The organism is Streptomyces griseorubiginosus (genome assembly GCF_036345115.1).
Lineage (GTDB): Bacteria > Actinomycetota > Actinomycetes > Streptomycetales > Streptomycetaceae > Streptomyces > Streptomyces griseorubiginosus_C.
This window is the reverse complement of sequence record NZ_CP107766.1, coordinates 9,419,951-9,440,343: the sequence shown is the minus strand read 5'-3', so window position 1 is coordinate 9,440,343 and position 20,393 is coordinate 9,419,951. Positions and strand designations below refer to the sequence as shown.

At 71.1% G+C, this 20,393-nt stretch carries 18 protein-coding genes; 13 read left to right on the top strand and 5 right to left on the bottom strand.

Annotated elements, in window-relative coordinates; translation table 11 throughout:
• The first annotated feature begins 274 nt into the window (after positions 1–274).
• The 6 genes from OHN19_RS42480 (at position 275) to OHN19_RS42455 (ending at position 7,707) form a co-directional block, all read left to right on the top strand.
• A complete protein-coding gene (locus OHN19_RS42480) occupies positions 275–1,828 on the top strand; it encodes an ABC transporter substrate-binding protein (protein WP_330269350.1) in 1,554 nt (517 codons plus the stop codon).
• Positions 1,813–2,817, top strand: coding sequence for an ABC transporter permease (locus OHN19_RS42475; protein ID WP_330269349.1), 1,005 nt, complete (start codon positions 1,813–1,815; stop codon positions 2,815–2,817). The genes OHN19_RS42480 and OHN19_RS42475 overlap by 16 nt, the downstream gene beginning before the upstream one ends.
• Complete coding sequence (locus tag OHN19_RS42470) at positions 2,814–3,674, top strand: ABC transporter permease (protein WP_330269348.1); 861 nt, start codon at positions 2,814–2,816, stop codon at positions 3,672–3,674. The genes OHN19_RS42475 and OHN19_RS42470 overlap by 4 nt, the downstream gene beginning before the upstream one ends.
• Positions 3,671–5,206, top strand: a complete 1,536-nt coding sequence (locus OHN19_RS42465) for an ABC transporter ATP-binding protein (protein ID WP_330269347.1) — start codon at positions 3,671–3,673, stop codon at positions 5,204–5,206. The genes OHN19_RS42470 and OHN19_RS42465 overlap by 4 nt, the downstream gene beginning before the upstream one ends.
• Before the next feature lie 96 nt (positions 5,207–5,302).
• Complete coding sequence (locus tag OHN19_RS42460) at positions 5,303–5,878, top strand: PadR family transcriptional regulator (RefSeq protein WP_330269346.1); 576 nt, start codon at positions 5,303–5,305, stop codon at positions 5,876–5,878.
• A 104-nt stretch (positions 5,879–5,982) separates the two neighbouring features.
• Positions 5,983–7,707, top strand: coding sequence for an acyl-CoA dehydrogenase family protein (locus OHN19_RS42455; protein WP_330269345.1), 1,725 nt, complete (start codon positions 5,983–5,985; stop codon positions 7,705–7,707).
• Between the two features lie 94 nt (positions 7,708–7,801).
• Here the strand turns inward: OHN19_RS42455 and OHN19_RS42450 are convergent, their stop codons facing one another.
• From OHN19_RS42450 to OHN19_RS42435, 4 genes are all read right to left on the bottom strand, one after another.
• The gene (locus OHN19_RS42450) at positions 7,802–8,788 is read right to left on the bottom strand and encodes a sensor histidine kinase (RefSeq protein WP_330269344.1); all 987 of its coding nucleotides are present in this window, start codon (positions 8,786–8,788) and stop codon (positions 7,802–7,804) included.
• Positions 8,785–9,567 (bottom strand): MEDS domain-containing protein, encoded by a 783-nt coding sequence (locus tag OHN19_RS42445; protein WP_330269343.1) that lies wholly within the window; start codon positions 9,565–9,567, stop codon positions 8,785–8,787. The genes OHN19_RS42450 and OHN19_RS42445 overlap by 4 nt, the downstream gene beginning before the upstream one ends.
• A gap of 224 nt (positions 9,568–9,791) precedes the next feature.
• Positions 9,792–10,814: an aldehyde reductase gene (locus tag OHN19_RS42440; protein WP_330269342.1), complete on the bottom strand. Its 1,023-nt coding sequence runs from the start codon at positions 10,812–10,814 to the stop codon at positions 9,792–9,794.
• A gap of 100 nt (positions 10,815–10,914) precedes the next feature.
• Positions 10,915–11,964 (bottom strand): aldo/keto reductase, encoded by a 1,050-nt coding sequence (locus OHN19_RS42435; protein ID WP_330269341.1) that lies wholly within the window; start codon positions 11,962–11,964, stop codon positions 10,915–10,917.
• A gap of 75 nt (positions 11,965–12,039) precedes the next feature.
• On the opposite strand from OHN19_RS42435, the gene OHN19_RS42430 reads away from it, so the two are divergent.
• Positions 12,040–12,576, top strand: a complete 537-nt coding sequence (locus OHN19_RS42430; RefSeq protein WP_330269340.1) for a TetR/AcrR family transcriptional regulator — start codon at positions 12,040–12,042, stop codon at positions 12,574–12,576.
• An 83-nt stretch (positions 12,577–12,659) separates the two neighbouring features.
• Here OHN19_RS42430 and OHN19_RS42425 read toward each other — a convergent pair whose 3' ends face one another.
• Entirely contained in the window at positions 12,660–13,607 is a 948-nt protein-coding gene (locus OHN19_RS42425) for an ADP-ribosylglycohydrolase family protein (RefSeq protein ID WP_330269339.1), read from the bottom strand.
• 157 nt (positions 13,608–13,764) lie between these two features.
• On the opposite strand from OHN19_RS42425, the gene OHN19_RS42420 reads away from it, so the two are divergent.
• The 6 genes from OHN19_RS42420 (at position 13,765) to OHN19_RS42395 (ending at position 20,350) form a co-directional block, all read left to right on the top strand.
• Positions 13,765–15,081, top strand: a complete 1,317-nt coding sequence (locus tag OHN19_RS42420) for an alpha/beta hydrolase (protein ID WP_330269338.1) — start codon at positions 13,765–13,767, stop codon at positions 15,079–15,081.
• A 122-nt stretch (positions 15,082–15,203) separates the two neighbouring features.
• A complete protein-coding gene (locus tag OHN19_RS42415; RefSeq protein ID WP_330269337.1) occupies positions 15,204–15,728 on the top strand; it encodes an ATP-binding protein in 525 nt (174 codons plus the stop codon).
• A 366-nt stretch (positions 15,729–16,094) separates the two neighbouring features.
• Positions 16,095–17,333: a glucuronoxylanase gene (locus tag OHN19_RS42410; protein ID WP_330269336.1), complete on the top strand. Its 1,239-nt coding sequence runs from the start codon at positions 16,095–16,097 to the stop codon at positions 17,331–17,333.
• Between the two features lie 91 nt (positions 17,334–17,424).
• A complete protein-coding gene (locus tag OHN19_RS42405; protein ID WP_330269335.1) occupies positions 17,425–18,186 on the top strand; it encodes a ZIP family zinc transporter in 762 nt (253 codons plus the stop codon).
• Positions 18,187–18,527: 341 nt separating this feature from the next.
• Entirely contained in the window at positions 18,528–19,193 is a 666-nt protein-coding gene (locus tag OHN19_RS42400; RefSeq protein WP_330269846.1) for a response regulator transcription factor, read from the top strand.
• Positions 19,190–20,350 (top strand): sensor histidine kinase, encoded by a 1,161-nt coding sequence (locus OHN19_RS42395; protein ID WP_330269334.1) that lies wholly within the window; start codon positions 19,190–19,192, stop codon positions 20,348–20,350. The genes OHN19_RS42400 and OHN19_RS42395 overlap by 4 nt, the downstream gene beginning before the upstream one ends.
• Positions 20,351–20,393 lie beyond the last annotated feature (43 nt).

Sequence of the window (20,393 nt, the reverse complement as noted above, 5' to 3'; positions counted from 1 at the left end):
GGTGGAGCTCGGAGCCTCTGTGGGCTTCCTGTGGGTCTGCTGGGCGATCGCTGCGGAAACGTAACAGTCGAAGTTAGGTTAGGCAACCCTCACTTAGACTGACCGCTTCCTCCGGGCATCACACGCCTCACGTGCGCCGTTACGTGCCCCCGTGCGCCGATCTGACGCCTCGCCAGAGATCGGGAATGTCCCCGCCAAGGCTTGCGCACTGGTGATTTCTTAGGGTAGGCACACCTAAGCAAACTGCCATGTGAGTGGAACGAGGTCGTACGACGTGAACCTGAACAGACGTCAAGTGCTGTGGGCCGGCGGTGGAATGGGCGCGGCCGTGCTGCTTGCCGCCTGCGGCGGTGGTGACGAGACCTCGGACAAGTCGCCGGCGAAGGCGAACGAGAAGCCCCGGCCCGGCGGCACCCTGCGCGTCGGTGCCCTGGGCCGCGCCTCGGCCATCACCCGTGATCCGCACGGCACCCAGGCCAACGAGAGCGACTACCTGATCATCTCGCTGGTGTACGACACCCTCACGGTCCCCGGCACCAAGCCGAACACCGTTCCCCGCCTCGCCGCGCGCTGGCAGGCCTCGGACGACCTGAAGACCTGGCGCTTCACACTTGCCAAGGGTGCGAAGTTCCACGACGGCACGCCGGTCACCGCCGCCGACGTCGTGTGGTCGCTCAAGCGGCTGCGCGCAACGCCTTCCGGCGCCTCCCGGCTGCCCGGCATCAAGGCCGAGAACATCAGGGCGGAGGGCGCGGACACGGTCGTCCTGGTGTCGGACTACGCCAACGCCGAACTCCCCCAGCTGACCCGCCTGACGACGTTCGTCCTGAAGCAGGGCACCAAGGACTCCGACCTCGGCAAGGCGCCCGGCACCGGCCCCTTCAAGCTGGACTGGTTCCGCTCCGGCAACGCCCGCCTGGTCCGCAACGACGAGTGGTACGGCGGCGAGGTGTACCTCGACGCCGTCGAGGTGAAGATCTTCGAGAGCCCGCAGGCGATGGCCAACGCACTGCTGGCCGGGCAGATCGACGTCGCCTCCAACGTCGGCGCGGTCGCCGCCCGTACGGCCGAAAAGCGGGGCGACATCCAGATCGTGCGCCGCCCCAACGACATGGCGATGCCGATCGTGATGCGTACCGCCGACGGGCCCTTCGCGGACGCGAAGGTGCGCGAGGCGCTGCGGCTCGCCGTGGACCGCGAGGCCATGGTCAAGCAGGTGCTGTCCGGCTACGGCACCGTCGCCAACGACATCCTCGGCACCGGCGACCCGGCCTACGCCAAGGACATCCCCCAGCGGAAGCGGGATCTGGCCAGGGCCAAGCAGCTGCTGAAGGAGGCCGGCTTCGACACCTCGAAGACGTACCGGCTGCTCACCACCGAGGACATCGCGGGACTCGCCGAGTCGGCCACCCTGTTCGCCTCCCAGGTCCGCGAGGCCGGGGTCAAGGTCGAGGTGGTCAAGCAGGAGTCGGCCACCTTCTGGGACAAGACCTGGCTCAAGGGCGACCTGTACACCACCTATTGGGGCACCAACGACTCCGTGGTGTTCTTCGCCAGCAAGACCATGGTGTCCGACTCCGGGCAGAACGAGGCCGGTTGGAAGGACCCCGCCTTCGACGCCTCGTACAAGAAGGCGATGGCGACCAAGGACGCGGCGGCCCGCGCCGAGGTCCTCCAGGAGCTCCAGCAGATCGAGTTCGACGCGTCGGGCTATCTGCTGTGGGGCATGGCCGACGGCATCGACCTCGCGGGAGCGGCCGTGCGCGACCTGCCCACCCTGCCCGGCTACGGGCGCGTCCAGCTCGAGCAGGCATGGCTGGCGCGCTGACCGGCGGTGACCCGGCCGCGGCCTCCGAGGCCCGGCCGGTTCCGGCTGTCGTGCGTACGGCCCTGTACGCGGCCGGGGTCCTCGCGCGCCGGATCCTGCTGCTGGCCGTGCTGCTCGCCGCCGTGTTCGCCGCCGTGGAACTGCTGCCGGGTGACGCGGCGAACGCCACCTCGGAACGCGGCGAGAGCGCGGCCGACCTCGCCGCCCGGCGCCACCTGCTGGGCCTGGACCGGCCGGTGGCGGAACGGTTCGGGGACTGGATGACCGGCCTTCCCACCGGCGACCTCGGCACCTCCGCACGCGGCGAACCGGTCGCGGACCTGCTCGCCCACCCGTTCCCCAACACCCTGCTGCTCGGCGGGCTCGCCCTGCTGGTGACCCTCGTGGCCTCGGTCGCGCTCGGCTGCTGGGCCGCGGCCCGACCGGGCGGCTCCGCCGACCGGGCCGTGTCGGCGAGCGCCACCGGCAGCCTCGCGCTGCCCGAGTTCGTCGTCGCGGTCGCCCTCGTCCTCGTCTTCGCGCTGTGGACCGACTGGCTGCCCGCCGTCACCCTGACCGACGCCGACGGCTCGCCCGCCTCCTGGCGGATGCTCGTCCTGCCCGTCCTCGCCCTGGCCGTCCCGCAGATCGGCTGGAACACCAGGATCGTCCGGGCCGCGCTCGCCGACGAGGCCAAGGCTCCACATGTCGAGACCGCCGTCCTCGACGGACTGCCCCGGCACCGGATCCTCACCCACCACCTGCTGCCCGGGGCGCTGCCCACCATCGCGGCCGGCCTCGCCACCTCCACCGGCATGCTGCTGGGCGGCGCGGTCGTGGTGGAGACCATCTTCAACTACCCGGGCATCGGTTCCGTCCTCGCCGGAGCGGTCGCCGACCGGGACAGCCCCGTCATCGCCGGGGTCGTCGCCGTCACCGGAACCGTCATCACCGGGGTGCTGCTGCTCGCCGACCTCGTACGCGCCTGGGCCTCCGGAGGCCGGACATGACCACTCTCACCGCACCCGCGAAGGCGCCGACCAGGACTCCCCCGCGCCACGCCCGCCTTCGTGTCGCCCTCCGAGTACTCCCGGCCGTCCTGCTCACCGCCCTCGCGCTGGCCGGACCGTGGCTCGCCCCGCACGCCCTCGACGCGCCGGTCGTGGCGCCGTACGCGGAACCGGGCGGCGAAGCCCCGCTCGGCGGCGACCAGTTGGGCCGCGACGTGCTCAGCCGTGTCCTCGCCGGTGGACGCGAACTCGTCGTCACGTCCCTCCTCGTCGCCGTCCTGGTCACCGCGGTCGCCGCCGTGCTCGGCGCGGTCAGCGCGCTGCGCCCGGCCCTCGGACGGATCGTCGAACGCACCGCCGACGTGCTGATGCTGCTGCCCGCGGTGCTCGGCATCCTGCTGGTCACCCTGTCCTGGCCGGACGGCGGACGGCTCGCCGTCGTCACCGCGTCGGTCGTCCTCGGCGTGCCGTACGCGGTGCGCCTGGTCGCCGGGGCCGCCGCGCCGGTGGCGGCCTCCGGGTACGTGGAGGCGGCGGCCGTCGGCGGCGAGAAGCTGGGGTACCTGGTGGTCCGGGAGGTGCTGCCCAATCTCCGGGCCACCCTGCTGGCCCTCTTCGGACTGCGTTTCGTCGCCGCCGTCTACCTCGTCGCCACCGCCGGGTTCCTCCAGGTAGGACCTCAACCGCCTGCCGCGGACTGGGCGTTGATGATCCGTGAGAACTCCGCCGGCATCGTCCTCAATCCCTGGGCCGTCCTCGCTCCCAGCGTCGCCATCGGCCTGCTGGCGCTGAGCGTCAACCTGGCGGCCGCCGCCCTCGTCCCCTCGACCGGCCGGAAGGCGGTACCCGCACTGTGAACCACATGCCCCACTGGTACTCCGAGGGCCAGGCGGCGGACGGGGAGAGCGCGGTCCGGGTCACCGGCCTGACCGTCACCGCGCCCGACGGGCGCATCCTGCTCGACCGAGCCGGCCTCGAGCTGGTCCCGGGGCGCATCACCGCTGTCGTAGGCCCCTCCGGGTGCGGCAAGACCACCCTGCTGCGGGCCGTGGCAGGCGCTCTGCCGCCGGGCACCGAGCGCACGGCGGGCAGCGTCAGCGTCCTCGGCCAGGACCCGCTCACCCTGCCCGCTGCGGCCCTGCGCACGCTGCGCCGCCACCGTCTCGCCTACGTCGGGCAGGACCCCGGCTCCGCCCTCAACCCGCGGATGAAGGTGCGCCGTCTGCTCGCCGAAGTCGCCGTGGACAAGAGCCCCGAGGCGATTCGGGCGCAGCTCGCCGAGGTGCGCCTGCCCACCGACGACGGTCTGCCCGACCGCCGTATCGGCGGCCTGTCAGGGGGCCAGCAGCGCCGGGTCGCGCTCGCCCGCGCCCTGGCCCGCCGCCCCGCGATCCTCCTCCTCGACGAACCCACGGCAGGACTCGACCCCGCCCTGCGTGACGAGGTCGCCGACCTGCTGCGCCATCTCGCGGAGCACCACCGGATAGCCATCGGCCTGTCCTGCCACGACCCGGACCTGGTGACCCGGCTCGCCGACGACGTCGTGGACCTGACCGGCCCCCGCCTGACGCACAGCGGGGCACGACCCGCACCCGCCCCGCGAGAGCGGACCGCGCACGACGGGCCGCCGACCCTCACCGCGTCCGGCCTGCACGCCGCGCACGTTCACCGCGGTCGCCGGGTTCCCGTGCTGCACGGCGTCGATCTCACCCTCGCCGCCGGCAGCACCCTCGGCGTGGTGGGCGTCTCCGGGTCCGGCAAGACGACCCTGCTGCGCACTCTCGTCGGCCTGCACCGGGCCACCGCCGGCACCGTCAGCCTGGACGGCACCCGTCTCGCCGCCACCGCGCACGGCCGCTCCCGCGAGCAGCGCCGCCGTCTCCAACTCGTGCCGCAGGACCCCCTGGGCACTCTGAACCCCAGCCGCACGGTCGGAGCCACGCTGCGCCGCCCGCTGGTGCTGCACCGCCGGGCCGGCCGAGCCGAGGTCGCCGACCGCGTCCTGGAACTCCTGGACCAGGTCGGCCTGCCCGCCGCGTTCGCCGACCGCTACCCCCACGAGCTGTCCGGTGGTCAGCGTCAACGCGTCGCGATCGCCCGCGCGTTGGCGGCCGACCCGGACGTACTGATCTGCGACGAGGTCACCTCGGCGCTGGACTCGGACACCACCGTCGCCGTCATGGACCTGCTGGCGGACCTGCGGGACCGGCGCGGCCTGTCCCTCGTCCTGGTCAGCCACGACCTGCGCCTGATCGCCGACCGCACGGACACCCTGGCCGTACTGTCCGAGGGCCGGGTCGTGGAAACGGGCCCCACACCCCGCCTGTTCACCGCACCGTCCCACCCGGTGACCACGGCACTGGCCACGGGGACGCTGCTCGGCGGGTGACGCGGGGCGGGTGGGGGACGCACTCCGAGGTGAGCCGCGTCGCATCGGTGCGGGCGGGACTTGCTATGCAACGAGTTGCATAGCACGATCGTCGGCATGGCGCTCGAACACGCGATCCTGGTGTCGCTTCTGGAGAAGCCCGGGTCCGGCTATGAGCTGGCCCGGCGTTTCGAGCGGTCCATCGGGTACTTCTGGACCGCGACCCATCAGCAGATCTACCGGGTGCTCAAGCGCATGGAGAACGACGGCTGGGTCGACGCCCACGACGTCCCGCAGCACGGGCGGCCGGACAAGAAGGAGTACTCCGTCGCCGACCTCGGCCGGGCCGCGCTGTCCTCGTGGCTGCACGATCCGATCGAGCCCGACAGCGTCCGCCACGACCTCGCGGTGAAGATCCGCGGTGCCGCGTTCGACGACCCCACCGCTCTGATCCGGGAGGTGGAGCGGCACAGGCAGGCTCACCGCGATCGGATGGCCCACTACCTCGCTGGCGAGGAACGCGACTTCACCGGGCCCGAGGCGAAGGCCGCGGTGCCGGACGCGCCGCTCGATGCGGAGACGGAGCTCCAGCACGTCGTCCTGCGCGGCGGTATCGCCTACGAGCGGATGATGATCGGCTGGCTGGACGACGTACTCGCCACGCTGGCCCGGTTCGGCACGACAGATCGCTGACCGCCCCATGCCGACAGCCGCAGCGAACGCCTGCGGCTCCGGTTCCCCCCGGTCCTCAGACTTCTCCGCCTGTCCCACACCCTGAGCTCAAAGGAGTCCTCACCATGCCCGACCCTCTCCTCTTCAACCCCCGCACCTACGACCCCGCGCACTTCGATGCCGAGACGCGCCGCCTGCTGCGGGCCACCGTCGACTGGTTCGAGGAGCGGGGGAAGCGGCAGCTGATCGAGGACTACCGCACGCGCGCGTGGCTCGGTGACTTCCTCGGCTTCGCCGCGAAGGAGAACCTGTTCGCCACGTTCCTGACGCCCGCCTCCGCCGCCGGGGAAGAGGCCGGGGACAAGCGGTGGGACACCGCCCGGATCGCCGCGCTCAACGAGATCCTCGGCTTCTACGGCCTGGACTACTGGTACGCCTGGCAGGTCACCATCCTCGGTCTCGGCCCGGTCTGGCAGAGCGACAACGCCGCCGCCCGCGACCGCGCCGCCCAACTCCTCACCGAGGGCGAGGTGTTCGCGTTCGGCCTGTCCGAGAAGACACACGGCGCCGACATCTACTCCACCGACATGCTGCTGGAACCGGACGGCGACAGCGGCTTCCGCGCCACCGGCTCCAAGTACTACATAGGCAACGGCAACGCCGCGGGTCTGGTCTCCGTGTTCGGCCGCCGCACCGATGTCGAGGGCCCCGACGGCTATGTGTTCTTCGCCGCCGACAGCCGCCACCCGGCCTATCACCTGGTCAAGAACGTCGTCGACTCGTCCAAGTTCGTCAGCGAGTTCCGCCTGGAGGACTACCCCGTCCGGGCCGAGGACGTCCTGCACACCGGCCGCGCCGCCTTCGACGCCGCCCTCAACACCGTCAACGTCGGCAAGTTCAACCTGTGCACCGCCTCGATCGGCATCTGCGAGCACGCCATGTACGAGGCCGTCACCCACGCGAACAACCGCATCCTGTACGGCCGTCCCGTGACCGCGTTCCCGCACGTGCGGAGGGAGTTGACCGACGCGTACGTCCGGCTCGTCGGGATGAAGCTGTTCAGCGACCGCGCCGTCGACTACTTCCGCAGCGCGGGCCCCGAGGACCGCCGCTACCTGCTCTTCAACCCGATGACGAAGATGAAGGTGACCACGGAGGGCGAGAAGGTCATCGACCTGATGTGGGACGTCATCGCCGCCAAGGGCTTCGAGAAGGACAACTACTTCGCCCAGGCGGCCGTGGAGATCCGCGGTCTGCCGAAGCTGGAGGGCACCGTCCACGTCAACCTGGCGCTCATCCTGAAGTTCATGCGCAGCCACCTGCTCGACCCGGCGCCCTACCCCGACGTGCCGACCCGCCTCGACGCCGCCGACGACTCCTTCCTGTTCCGGCAGGGTCCGGCCCGCGGGCTCGGCTCGGTGCGCTTCCACGACTGGCGGCCCGCCTTCGCGGCGTACGCACACCTGCCCAACGTCGCCCGGCTGCGCGAACAGGCCGACGCCCTCTGCGAGTTCGTCACCACCGCGGCCCCCGACGCCGAACAGAGCCGCGACCTCGACCTCCTGCTCGCCGTCGGCCAGCTGTTCGCCCTGGTGGTCCACGCCCAGCTCGTCCTGGAGCAGGCCCGCCTCACCGGTCTCGACGAGGACGTGCTCGACGAGCTCTTCGCCGTCCTCGTCAGGGACTTCTCCTCCCACGCCGTCGAACTGCACGGCAAGGACTCGGCGACCCCGCGGCAGCAGGAGTGGGCGCTGGGCGCGGTCCGGCGGCCGGCCGTCGACCCGGAGCGCACCGAGCGGGTCTGGCAGCGGGTCGAGACCCTGTCGGGCGCGTACGAGATGGCCCAGTAACCACACCGAGCCGTACGGCAGGACCGTGGGACCAGGTCCGACGGGTCCCACCGGCTCCCCGCCCCCCGGCCGCCGTTCCCGGGCCGCGTGCCCGCTAGATCCCGGGGCGGCCCTGAGCGGCGTCGGCGGGGAGTTCGGTGTGCAGGCGGATCGTGGTCCCGGCCTCGGGGGTGGAGCGGATCTCGACGAGGTCGCACAGCTGGTGCACGAGCCACAGTCCCCGTCCGCCCACCTGCCTGTGGTCCGGCCTGGAGCGCCCGGCGAGGGGGTCGCTGATGTAGCCGGCGTCCCGGAACTCGCACACCAGACGCCGGTTCTCGGCCCAGGTGCGCAGGACGCCCTGGCCGCCTCCGTGCCGGACGCTGTTCACGGCCACCTCGGTGGCGGCCAGATGCAGCTCGCGCAGACGGTGACCGCGCAGGCCGAGGAGTTCGGCGCAGGCGGAGATCTTGTCCCGCAGGGCGGGAAGGTCACCGCTCGAGTAGGCGAACTCGTCGTAGGGATCGCAGGGGTGGGTCAGCGGGACGAAGTCGAACGGGGCCTCCCGGTCGAAGTCGGTGGAGGGGGTGGTGCGGCCGTCCGCGCGGATCTCGGGGTGGCAGCGGGCCATCTCCTCGATGGCCGCCTGTTCACCGGCGAGGTCGTACGGGCACAGCAGCCACCAGGCAGGGCCGTCGGCGAAGGCCCTGTTCAGCAGCCACTCGTGATAGCGCAGCTCCTCCACCTCGGAGCGGGAGCGGGCCTCCGCCCAGGGCGATTCACCGATCCCGCGCACAGGTCGCCCCTGCGCCGTGTACTCCTTGATCCATTCCTGCCAGGCTCCGATGAGGCGACCCGGATGGTGCGCCAGCGGGCTGGTGTCGACGTACTGCACCGCGCGGTCGTCGGGGACCTCGGCGCGCAGCAGGGATGCCTTGCTCTCGGGGACGGCCACCACCACGGCCTCACCGCCGTCGAGCGCCTCCCTGATGAAGCCGACGGTGCCCTCGAGGAACTCCTCACCGGAACGGTACGGGTACAGCTCGTGCCGGTATCCCGCACCCGGGGGCGAGGACTCGGCACGGGGAGGGGAGGAGGTCACGGCGTCATCACCACCGGAATCGAAGGGTCTGCGAAGCCGGTCAGTTCCCAGGCCAGGCGTACGGTCTCGTTCGTCCCCTCCAGCACCACCTTGCGGTCCGGCAGGTGTCGGGCCGCGTCGGCGAGGGAGCCCATTCCGGCGGCGTCGAGGAAGTCCAGGCCGTGGCAGAGGAGGCGTACCGTCACCGCTTGGCACAGCAGCGTGCGCAGGATGGCGCCGAACGCGGGGGCGCCGTCGGCGTCGACGACCCCGTTGACGGTCCACCCGTCCTTGCCGGTGCGGTACACCTGGAAGGCGGGTGACGCCGGACGGCTGCCCAGGTGCTGTGGATGCACGCACGGCGCGTGGTCGGGCGCCGGGGCATTCCCGTTACCGCCCTGGTAGGCGCAGACCACCAGGGCACCGCTGTCGGCGGCGAACTCCTCCAGGTCGAGCTCGCTGCGCAACAGCTGTTCCGCGTCGGCCGCGGGCCCTGCGAAGGTCACGTGGTGCAGCACACGCAGCGAGCGGTACCCCTCACGCTCCGCGCTCACGGCCTCGCGACGCACCGCGGAGATCAGGGATCCGTCGAGCCGGGCGGGGTCGAGCACCACGGGGGCGAAGGCCGCGGTCGTCCCGGAGAACGGTCCGACGATCAGCACCTTGTCGCCGTAGAGCTCACCGTCGGAGACGAAGGCCCTGCTGCGGTCCCAGACGTCGTCCGCGGGCTCCAGCAGTTGCAGGACGTGGTCACCGGAGCCGACCTCGTCGAGTGCCGCCAACGTGCGCGTCGCTCGCACCACAACCTCCCCTCACCTCACGTTCACCCTACTCAACAGCGCCTCCCCCCTCCTGCCCGTAGCGGCTGACGGCACACGTGACGAGGGCCGACCGCATCCCGTCAGGCGGTGAGGCCCCTGCTGGGATGCGGCCGACCACCAAGAATCGATGCCCCGTATAGGCATGGCCTATCGGTACGGGTGCAGGCGGGTGAAGCACTCACGGTCAACACGGTGCTGACCCGTCAGGTTCCGATGCCGTGGGCGAGGAGGCTCTCGGCGGTGTCCGCGATGGTGTCCTCGATGGGGCGGGCCCGCCAACCGAGAAGCCGTTCCGCCTTGGCGCTCGTGGCGTCGAGGTCCCGGCCGAGCTGGTGCCGGAGCAGTCGCACCTCCGGGTTCACGAGACCGAGCGCCCGGGCGAGCCAGACCGGCAGTTCACGGGTCGGGGCCTTCGCCGCGCGCTCCCCCAGGCGCTCGTGCAGCGTGCGCGCGATGTCGACGACCCGCATGCTGTGCCCGGCGACGGCAAGGAACCGCTCGCCCGCGGCCTTTGGCGAGGTCATGGCGCGCAGATGCAGATCCGCCACGTCGCGTACGTCGACGTAGCCCATCCCGAAGGGGGGACACGCGGGGACCCGTCCTTCGAGCATTCTGCGCACCAGGCGCAGGGAGGGTGGGTCGTCCGGGCCGAGCAGGGGTCCGAGGACTCCCACGGGGTGCACCGTGGCCAGCTCGAGTCCGCCGCCGTCGTCCTCGATGAACTTCCAGGCCGCGCGCTCGGCCAGGGTCTTGGAGCGCTGGTAGGGCGGGATGTCCCTGTCGACGTCGGTCCAGTCCTCCTCCGTGAAGGGGGTCGAGCGCGGCGGGTGCCCGATGCCGATGGCCCCGAAGGCGCTCGTCAGCACGACCCGCCGCACGCCGGCGTCGCGGGCGGCGCGCAGCACCCGCAGGACGCCCTCCCGCGCGGGGATCACCAACTCGTCGTCGGAGGTGGGCGTATGGCGCAGCGTCGGTGAGGCGACGTGAAGGACGAAGTCGCAGTCGGCGACGGCCTCGTCCCAGCCGTGCGGCTGTCCGAGGTCGGCGGGAACGACGGTGAGACGGCCGTCGTCGAACGGCGCGGCCGCCTGGAGCCAGGAGCGCAGTGCGGGCTCACGCCGAGGGTCGCGGACCGTGGTGCGGACGGTGTGTCCCGCGTCGAGCAGGGCCAGGACGCACCAGGTCCCGATGAACCCTGTCCCGCCGGTGACCAGTACCCGTGTCATCAGTGTCTCCTGAGCTCGTGACGTGTGAGTGGAGCGGTGTCGGCGGGATGGCCGTGTGACGCCGCCGGGCGGCGGCCATGCCGCTGCGGGGGAAGTGGGGTCATGCGAGCGCCATGCCCGGGACGCGCCTGCGGATGGCCTCCATCTCGGCTTCGTCCGAGACTCCCTGCCAGTCGTACCGAGGGGTGTAGGGCGCCTCCAGGGCGCGCACTTCGTCGTCGGTGAGTTCGACGTCGAGGGAGGCCACGGCCTCGTCGATCTGGCGCGTCGAGCCCGCGCCCACCAGGGGTGCGGTGACGACCGGCTGATGGCGCAGCCAGGCGAGCGCGATCTGTGCGCGGCTCACGCCGTGTGCGTCCGCGACCTTCCCGACCGCGTCCATGATCGACCGGTTGGACGCCTCCTGCTCGGGCGCGTAGAGGAGGTCAACGTAGGCCCCGTCCGTCTGCGCGCGTGCCGTCGAGCGGGCGTCGTCCCATGTGCGGGCGAGGCGGCCCCGGGCCAGCGGCGACCAGATCACCGTGCCGACGCCTTCGTCCAGGCACAGCGGGATCATCTCCCGCTCCTCCTCACGAGCGAGGAGGTTGTAGTGGTTCTGCATCGACACGAACCGCGCCCAGCCGTTCTGCTTCTGCAGGTTCAGGGCCTTCGCGAACTCCCATGCGTGCATGGACGAGGCGCCCAGGTAGCGGACCTTGCCCGCCTTCACGAGGTCGCTGAGCGCTTCGAGCGTCTCCTCCCACGGGGTGGAGTGGTCGTTGCGGTGAATCTGGTAGAGGTCGATGTAGTCGGTGCCGAGGCGGCGCAGCGAATGGTCGACCTCGGTCATGACCGCCTTGCGGGACAGTCCGCGTCCGTTCGGTCCCCGTCGCATCGGATGCCGCAGCTTCGTGGCGATCACCACGGAGTCGCGGTCGGCGAAGTCCTTCAGGGCCCGGCCGAGGATCTCCTCGCTGGAACCGTTCGAGTACATGTTCGCGGTGTCGAAGAAGTTGATCCCCTTCTCCAGTGCGTGCCGGACGAGGGGACGCGCCTCCTGCTCGCCCTTCGACCAGACGGGATGCCCGCGGTCGGGCTCGCCGTAGGTCATCGCCCCGATCGCGACCGGTGACACGTCCAGGCCGGTCGTGCCGAGCTTGATGTACTGCATGATGCCCCTCTACAGTTAGCGGAGAACTCTCCGGTTAACGTAGTGGAGAGTTCTCCACTTAGCAAGGGGAGATTTGTGGTCCGCTCTGACGCCCGCGAGAACCGGGCTCGCATCCTCGCCGCCGCCCGCGAGGCGTTCTCCGAGGACGGCGCCGCCTCGATGAACCAGATCGCCCAGCGGGCCGGAGTCGGCGCGGGCACCCTGTACCGCAACTTCCCCACCCGCGAGGCGCTGGTGCTGGCCGTCTACCAGGACGAGGTGACGCGCATCGTCGCCACCGTGCCCGACCTGCTGGCCCGGCGGCCGCCCCTCGAAGCGCTCCGCGACTGGACCACCGACCTCGTCGACGCCATGCGCAAGAAGCACGGCCTCGGCGACGCCCTCAGCCCCGGCGCGCACCAGGCGATCAGCGAGCAGAGCTACGGCCCCGTCATCACCGCGATCACCGAGCTCCTCGACGCCGGGAAGAAGGACGGGAGCATCCGCCCGGACGCCGACCCCGGCGACTTCCTCCAGCTCACCGGCGCCCTGTGGCGCGCCCCCGCAACTCCCGAGGACCGGGCCCCCCGCATGCTCGCGCTCGTCCTCGACGGACTGCGCACGCACCCGTAGGGGCGGGCTCGGACCGGGACCGCTGAGCTGTCGTCGCGGACGCTCGCCCATGTCTTCGTACGGGCTCTGCGACCTGCCCCGATTCAGCCTGCGAGGCGGTGTGCGAGGTCGAGCAGGTCCGGCAGGCGCAGTACGCGCCCGTCGAAGCCCGGCAGGGGGACGTGGAGCGGCTCGGTCCAGCGGGCGGGGATCGCGTCCAGCCCGTAGTACGCCCCCGCGAGGCCTCCGGTCACCGCGGCGACCGTGTCCGTGTCCCCACCGAGGTCGATCGCCGCGCGCAGCGCGTCCTCGAAGCCGGTGGTGGTGCGCAGGGCCCAGACGGCGGAGCCCAGGCAGGGCCAGACGGCACCGTTGAACTCCGTCGCCTGGTCGGGGTGCCAGTCGGGCGCGAGGACCGCGGCGTAGCGGTCCCGGTGGTCCGGGTGGACGAGGGCCAGGATGTCCGGGAGCGCGGCGAGGGGATCGCGGCCCTCGAACGTGACGCGGATGAGCTCGTGGAAGATCGCGGTGCCCTCCCAGGCCGCACGGTCGCCATGGGTGAGCGCGGCGATGCGGCGGGCCGCGTCCATGGTGGCTTCCTGACCGGCGGCCGCGAAGTGGACCGCCGCGGTCGACGCCCGCATCAAGGAGCCGTTTCCCGCGGCGCGTTGGTTGACCTGGAAATGGACCGCGGCGGCGAGGTCCCAGGGCATGCCGTTGGTCAGGACGTCCTCGGTCTGGAGGCCGATGTCCTTCGGTTCCGATGCCGCCCACCGCTGGAAGCGGGCGAAGATGTCCGGCAGATCCAGTCCGTCGCGCTCCAGAAGCGACTCCGCGACCAGGACGGCCATCTGCGTGTCGTCCGTGGCCTCGCCGGGGTCCCAGCCACCGCCTCCGCACATCTCGCCGCCGGCGCCAGGCGTGGGAAACCGCGCGGAGAACGCTGCCTCGGGACCGAACTCGAAGGGGCCGCCCAAGGCGTCACCCACCGCTGAGCCGACCATCGCACCGGCGGCCCTCTGTATCCGCTCCCTGCACTCCATGCGCTCCATCGGCGCAGGTTATCCGTGCGCAGCGAACGGTTTCGGCCAGACGGGTGGTGTTTTCCTGTAGTACTCACACAGAACGCTCTCCACGGAACGCGGGAGGCCTTTTGTCCCTCCTTCTGTGCATAGGAACCTTGCACGGCCAGGAAAGTCAGGGACTGACATGGGTTTGACCAGTCGAACGACCGTCTACACGTTGGTGGCGTTGGCCGCCCTGTGTGTCGGGTTGCTGGTCTGGGTGTGGCCTCGCTTCGCGAAACCGGGGCTGTGGCACGTACTGGGGCGGCTGGGGGCCATCGGCGTGACTCAGGTCACGATCGTCGCGGCCTTCGCGTGCGGGGTGAACTCCTCGTACCAGTTCTTCGGCTCCTGGAAGGAACTGTTCGGTGACGTCGACACCGCCCCCGTCGGCGTGACACAGGCCGCCGGCGGCGAAGACTCGGTGACCGGCGTCAGCAACGTCCACGGCGCGCTCGTACAGCCCGCGGGCAACCAGCAGTTGAGCCAGGTGACAGGGCTTCCCGACGGGCCGCCCCAGGTCGCCGGGCGGGTCGAGTCCGTCAAGATCATCGGTCGCAGGACCGGCGTGGTCGATCCGGCCTTCGTCTATCTGCCGCCGCAGTACTTCCAGCCGGCGTACCACCGCATGCGCTTCCCGGTGATCGTCGCGCTCAGCGGCTACCCGGGCAGCATCTTCAACCTCGCGCAGCACCTGCGCGTCTCGCAGACCACCGCGGAGCTGGAGCGCAAGGGCAAGATGCAGCCGACGATCGTGGTGATGATCCGGCCCACGATCGCCCCGCCGCGCGACACCGAGTGCGTGAACGTCCCCGGGGGCCCGCAGACGGAGACGTTCCTGGCGAAGGACCTGCCGCAAGCGATCAGGTCCGTCTACCGGGCGGGCCACTACGCCAGCGCCTGGGGCGTCATGGGGTACTCCTCGGGCGGCAGTTGCGCCCTCCAGCTCACCATGCGCAACCCCGGGGTCTACACCACGGCCGCCGCCCTCTCCCCCGACTACCGGGTCAAGGACGATCCCACGACCGGCAACCTCTTCGGTACGGGCCCGGGGCGTCAGGCCCGCATCGACGGCCACGACCTGATGTGGCGTCTGAAGCACCTGCCCGCCCCCCAGGTCTCGGTCCTGGTCGCCAACAGCAAGCACGGCGAGAAGGGTTACCCGCAGACCCAGGCCTTCATCAAGGCCGTCAAGGCGCCCATGCGGGTCGTCTCCATCCTGCCCGAGAGCGGCAGTCACAACTTCCCCACCTGGGTACGGGAGATGCCCGCCGCCCTGACCTGGATGAACGACCAGCTCACGTTCCCGCAGGACGTCGTCCCCCGGACCCACCCCAAGAGGACGACCGAGGCCGAGGGCTCGCCCAAGCCGGGGCCCAGGGCCTCGCACGAGCCGCTGCGCGCGGAGGGCAGGGAAGAGCGGGAGCCCGCGGCTTCGTCCCGCCCGAGCGCGGGCCGATAGCGGACAACGACCGGTGACGTGCGGCCGGCGGGCGATGGAGACATCACCCGCCGGCCGACATGACCGGGTCCGGCGTGCGGAAACCAGTTGTCCGCCACCTGCTTTCCGTGAACGATCCGTCCGTGACCACGCTGTTTCTGACGGTCGGCCTGCCGGGGGCCGGGAAGACCACAAGGGCCCGCCGGCTGGCCGAGGAGCACAACGCGCTGCGGCTGACGCCTGACGAGTGGATGATTCCGCTGTTCGGCGAGCCGGAGGCGAACGGGAAGCGTGCCGTCCTGGAAGGACGTCTCCTCTCGCTCGCCCTGGACGCGGTGCGGCTCGGAACCGACGTGATCCTGGACTTCGGATGCTGGTCCCGTGCCGAAAGGTCCGCGATCCGCTGGCTGGCGGAGTCCGCCGGGGCGTCCTGCCGCCTCGTGTATGTGCCGGTGGATCCCGAGACCCAGCGGACCAGGGTCGCCCTCCGCCAGTCGCTCACTCCGGATCAGACGTTCCCGATGAGCGAAGCCGACCTCCTGCGGTGGAGGGCGCTGTTCGAGGAGCCCGACGCCGCGGAACTCGACGGGCACGAGAGGGACAGTCCGCCTCCTGGTTGGCCGGGGTGGCGAGCATGGGCCGCGGACAGGTGGCCGTCGTTCGTCTGAGCCTCGCCCCGGCGGCGGTGACATCGCCAACGGCCAGGATTCCCCAAGGTCTTGACGACGGAAGGGGGCGCTCCTACGGTCCCTACACCGCACACGATCGGCAAGGGCACCGAAACATTCGACGAACGGGAGCGCTCCCACCCACCTCCCACGCACTCCACGTGCTCACACCCACCTCCACGCCCTCAAGGTGCCACGTCCTCCCGGGGCCTGACCAAGGCAGCGTCCCGAAACTTTCGCCGTGCGGAGTGTCCTCGCAGGAACGCATCAGCGTCACGTCCCGAAGGAGGAGCAATGTCGTTGCACCGGAGTGGTTCCGGCACCGCGGGGCCGGAGTTTTCCAGTCGTCGATCCGTCCTGGCGACCATGGGTGCCTTACCGGTCCTCGCGGCCGCGACACCCGCGGTGAGCGCGCCCCTGGCGCCTTCCGTGGCGGCGGCCGCGGTGACCGTCGACCCGTCGGCGACCCGGCAGACGATCCGGGGATTCGGCGGCATGAACCACCCGCTGTGGATCGGTGACCTGACATCCGCGCAGCGGGACACGGCGTTCGGGAACGGTGAAGGGCAGCTCGGGTTCTCCATACTGAGGATCTTCGTCTCGGAGGACCGGGCGAACTGGAGCCGCGAGGTCGCGACGGCGAAGCGGGCGATCGAGCTCGGGGCCACGGTCTTCGCGTCGCCGTGGAATCCCCCCGCCCAAATGGTCGAGACCTTCGTCCACGGCCAGCAGACCGACGCGAAGCGCCTCCGGTACGACATGTACGGCGCCTACGCCCAGCACCTGAACGACTTCGTCACCTTCATGCGGAGCAACGGCGTGAACCTCCACGCCATCTCCGTGCAGAACGAGCCCGACTACGCCCACGACTGGACGTGGTGGACCCCGGCCGAGATGACCAGGTTCCTGCGGGAGAACGCCGGCTCGATCAGCACCAGGGTCATCGCCCCGGAGTCCTTCCAGTACGTCAAGAGCTTCTCGGACCCGATCCTCAACGACCCCGCTGCCCTCGCCAACCTGGACATCCTCGGGGCACACCTCTACGGCACCTCGTTCCAGAACTTCCCCTACCCCCTCTTCCAGCAGAAGGGCGCGGGCAAGGAACTGTGGATGACCGAGGTCTACTACCCCAACAGCAGCGACTCCGCCGATCTCTGGCCTCAGGCGCTGGACGTGGGCGAACACGTCCACCGCGCGATGGTGGACGCCGAGTTCCAGGCGTACGTGTGGTGGTACATCCGGCGCGGGTACGGCCCCATGCGGGAGGACGGGCGGATCAGCAAGCGCGGTGCCGCCATGGCGCACTTCTCGAAGTACGTCCGCCCCGGGCACGTGCGGATCGCGGTGACCGCGAACCCGCAGCCGAACGTCTACCTCTCGGCGTACAAGGGGAGCGGTTCCCGGCTGGTCGTCGTCGCCGTCAACAAGGGGACCGCGCAGGTGAGTCAGCAGTTCACCCTGCGCAACAACACCTCGTCCGGTGTGTCCTCCTGGCTGACGGACGCGAGCAGGAACCTCGCGTCCCAGAGCAGGATCACCGTGGCGAACGGCTCCTTCACCGGGCTGCTGCCCCCTCAGAGCCTGACGACCTTCGTGACCGGCTGACGCGGGCACCCGTCGTCGTCACGCCGACCCCGACCTGCCGATACGGGCCGATCTCCGTGACGCCGGGCGTCCTCCGGGTACCGGTAGGGGCATGACTGAAGCGGTACAGGCGGGACTGTGGGGACTTCTGGCGGGTTCGGCGCTGCTCCTGGGTGCGGTGCTCGGGTACGGGCTGCGCGTGCCACAGAAGGTGATCGCCACGGTGATGGCCTTCGGCGCCGGGGTTCTGCTGTCGGCGGTCTCCTTCGAACTGGTCGGTGAGGCGTACGACGAGGCCGGCATCGCCCCGGCGGCCATCGGCACGCTCGCGGGCGCCCTCGCCTACACGGCGGGCAACGTCTGGTTGGCCGGCCGCGGAGCCCGGCACCGCAAACGCTCCGGCACCCAGTCGGCGCAGTCCCAGCCGTCGGAGGCCCAGCAGGGCGGTTCCGGGACGGCGCTGGCGCTGGGAGCCCTGTTGGACGGCGTCCCGGAATCGGCCGTCATCGGGGTCAGTCTGCTGGACGGCGGCGCGGTCAGCCTGGTGACCGTGGCAGCGGTGTTCCTCAGCAACATCCCGGAGGGGCTGTCGAGTTCGGCGGGTATGAAGCGGGCCGGGCGCGGCAAGGCCTACGTCTTCGGGGTGTGGTCGGTGATCGCGGCGGCGAGCACCGTCTCCGCCGTCCTCGGGTACACCGTGGTCGGTGCGTTCTCGCCGGCCGTGATCGCGGCGGTCACCGCCGTGGCCGCGGGGGCGATCCTGGCCATGATCGCGGACACGATGATTCCGGAGGCGTTCCAGGACGCCCACCTGGCGATCGGCCTCATCACGGTGTGCGGCTTCCTGCTGTCCTTCGCTCTCTCCCACGCCTGACCGCTGTCGCCGAGCCGGGTCAGCGGAGCAGTTCCGCCGGTTCGGTGGCCTTGCCCACGAGCAAGTGGCCAGGCTCGGCAGCGAGCCGTGCCCCCGGTACCCGGCAGGAGTCCGGTCCGCCCCCTCCGCCTCTCCGCCGCACTCCCCCGTCCGGCTGGAGCACACCCACCGGGTGGCGGGTGCCGCCCCCTCCGCTCCCCCACGGGCCGTTCTCCGTCCTAGGGTCACCATGGTGACCATCCAGGACACCGGCGGTGGCGGCCCCACGGTCCTCACCATGTACTTCTGGATGTACTGCTTCATGTACTTCTACGGCAAGGCGGAACCGCGTGATCCGGGTGATGGTGGTCGACGACGAGGCCCTGGTGCGGTCCGGTTTCCGGCTCATCCTGAGCGCGGCCGACGACATCGACGTCGTCGCGACCACGACGGGCGCCGAGGCGGTCGACACCGCGCGGCGGGAGCGTCCGGACGTGGTGCTGCTGGACATCCGGATGCCGGACGTGGACGGCCTGACCGTGCTCGGGCAGCTGCGCGCGCTGCCGGGGCCGCCGGTGGTGGCGATGCTGACGACGTTCGACGCCGATGAATACGTACTGACCGCACTGCGCTCCGGCGCGGCCGGTTTCCTGCTGAAGGACACCGAGCCGGATCAACTCGCCCAGCTGGTACGGACGTTGGCTGCGGGTGGCGTGGTGATGTCACCGAAGGCGTCCCGGGCCGTGTGGCAGAACCACCCCGGCGCCGCGGTGCACGGCGACGAGGAGGCCGGCCGGGTCGGGCTGCTCAGTGAGCGGGAGCGTCAGGTGCTCGTGCTGGTCGCTCAGGGGTTGTCCAACGGCGAGATCGGCGGCCGGATCCACCTCAGTGCGGGCACGGTGAAGGACCATGTCAGCGCGATCCTCACCAAGTTGCGGGTCGGCAGCCGAGTGCAGGCGGCGCTGCTCGCCCAGCGGGCCGGTCTCCTCGACGAGGGCAGTCGGCGGCACCCGGGGTCCGCACGATGACCGCGGCGGCATCCGGAGCCCGGGGGACGGCCTCGGCCGAGAGGCCGAAGGCCTGGTGGGCGCGGATCCCCGGTCCGGTCGTCGACGGCCTCGTGGTCGCCGTCGCGGTGGCGGACGTGCTGTTCAGCCTGGGCGACTCGTCCGGCGTCACGCAGGCGTTGGCGGCGCTCGCCTGCCTCGCGCTGGTGGCCCGTCGCCGCCTCCCGCTCGCGGTCTTCCTCCTCACGCTGCCCGCCAGTCTCATGCTGGACATCGTGTTCGCCCCGATCGCGGCCCTGTTCACCCTGGCCGAGCGCTCCCGCGACCGTCGGCTCCTCACCGTCTGCGCGCTGCTCTTGGCGCTGGCAGGCGCCGCGCCCTGGCCCCTGGACCTCCTGCCCGCGCACGAACGCACCTGGACCGCCGTCTACTTCTTCTACACCCTGGCCACCGCCGTCGCTCCCGTCCTGATGGGCCAACTCGTCCAGACGCGACGGGACTTGCGGCGCCGACTCGTCGAGATCGAGGAGGCCCGGGAGCACGAGCGGCTGCTGCACTCACAGGCCGTCCTGGCCCGGGAACGGGCCCAGCTCGCCCGCGAGATGCACGACGTCGTGTCCCACCAGGTGAGCCTGATCGCCGTCCAGGCAGGCGCCCTGCAAGTCGCCGCCACCGACCCGGACTTCAGGGAAGGCGCCCGCACCATCCGCGCGCTCAGCGTCGACACCCTGGACGAACTGCGCCACATGGTCGCCCTGTTGCGCGCCTCGGGCGGCCGTACCACCGAGCTGACCCCCCAGCCCACCCTGGCCGATCTGCGCAAGCTGGTCACGACGAGCGGCATCGACGTGACGCTGAGCGGCGAACTGCCCCGGGACATCGGCACTCCCGCGCAACGCGCCCTCTACCGCACCGTCCAGGAGGCGCTGACCAACGTCCGCAAGCACGCCCCCGGCGCCCGTGCGGCCGTACGTCTGTGGCACCAGCCCGGGGCCTTCGGCGTCACCGTCACCAACACTCCCCCCACCCGACCTTCGCTGCCTCTCCCCGGCTCCCGTCAGGGCCTGATCGGACTCGCCGAGCGGGCCGAACTCCTCGGTGGCACCTTCGAGTCGGGCGCGACCGGAGACGGCGGCTACCGGGTGACCCTGCGGATCCCGGCCGACGGGGACACTTGACCGCGAGAAGCCGGTCGCAGGTCGGCAACGGCGGCTCGCTCAC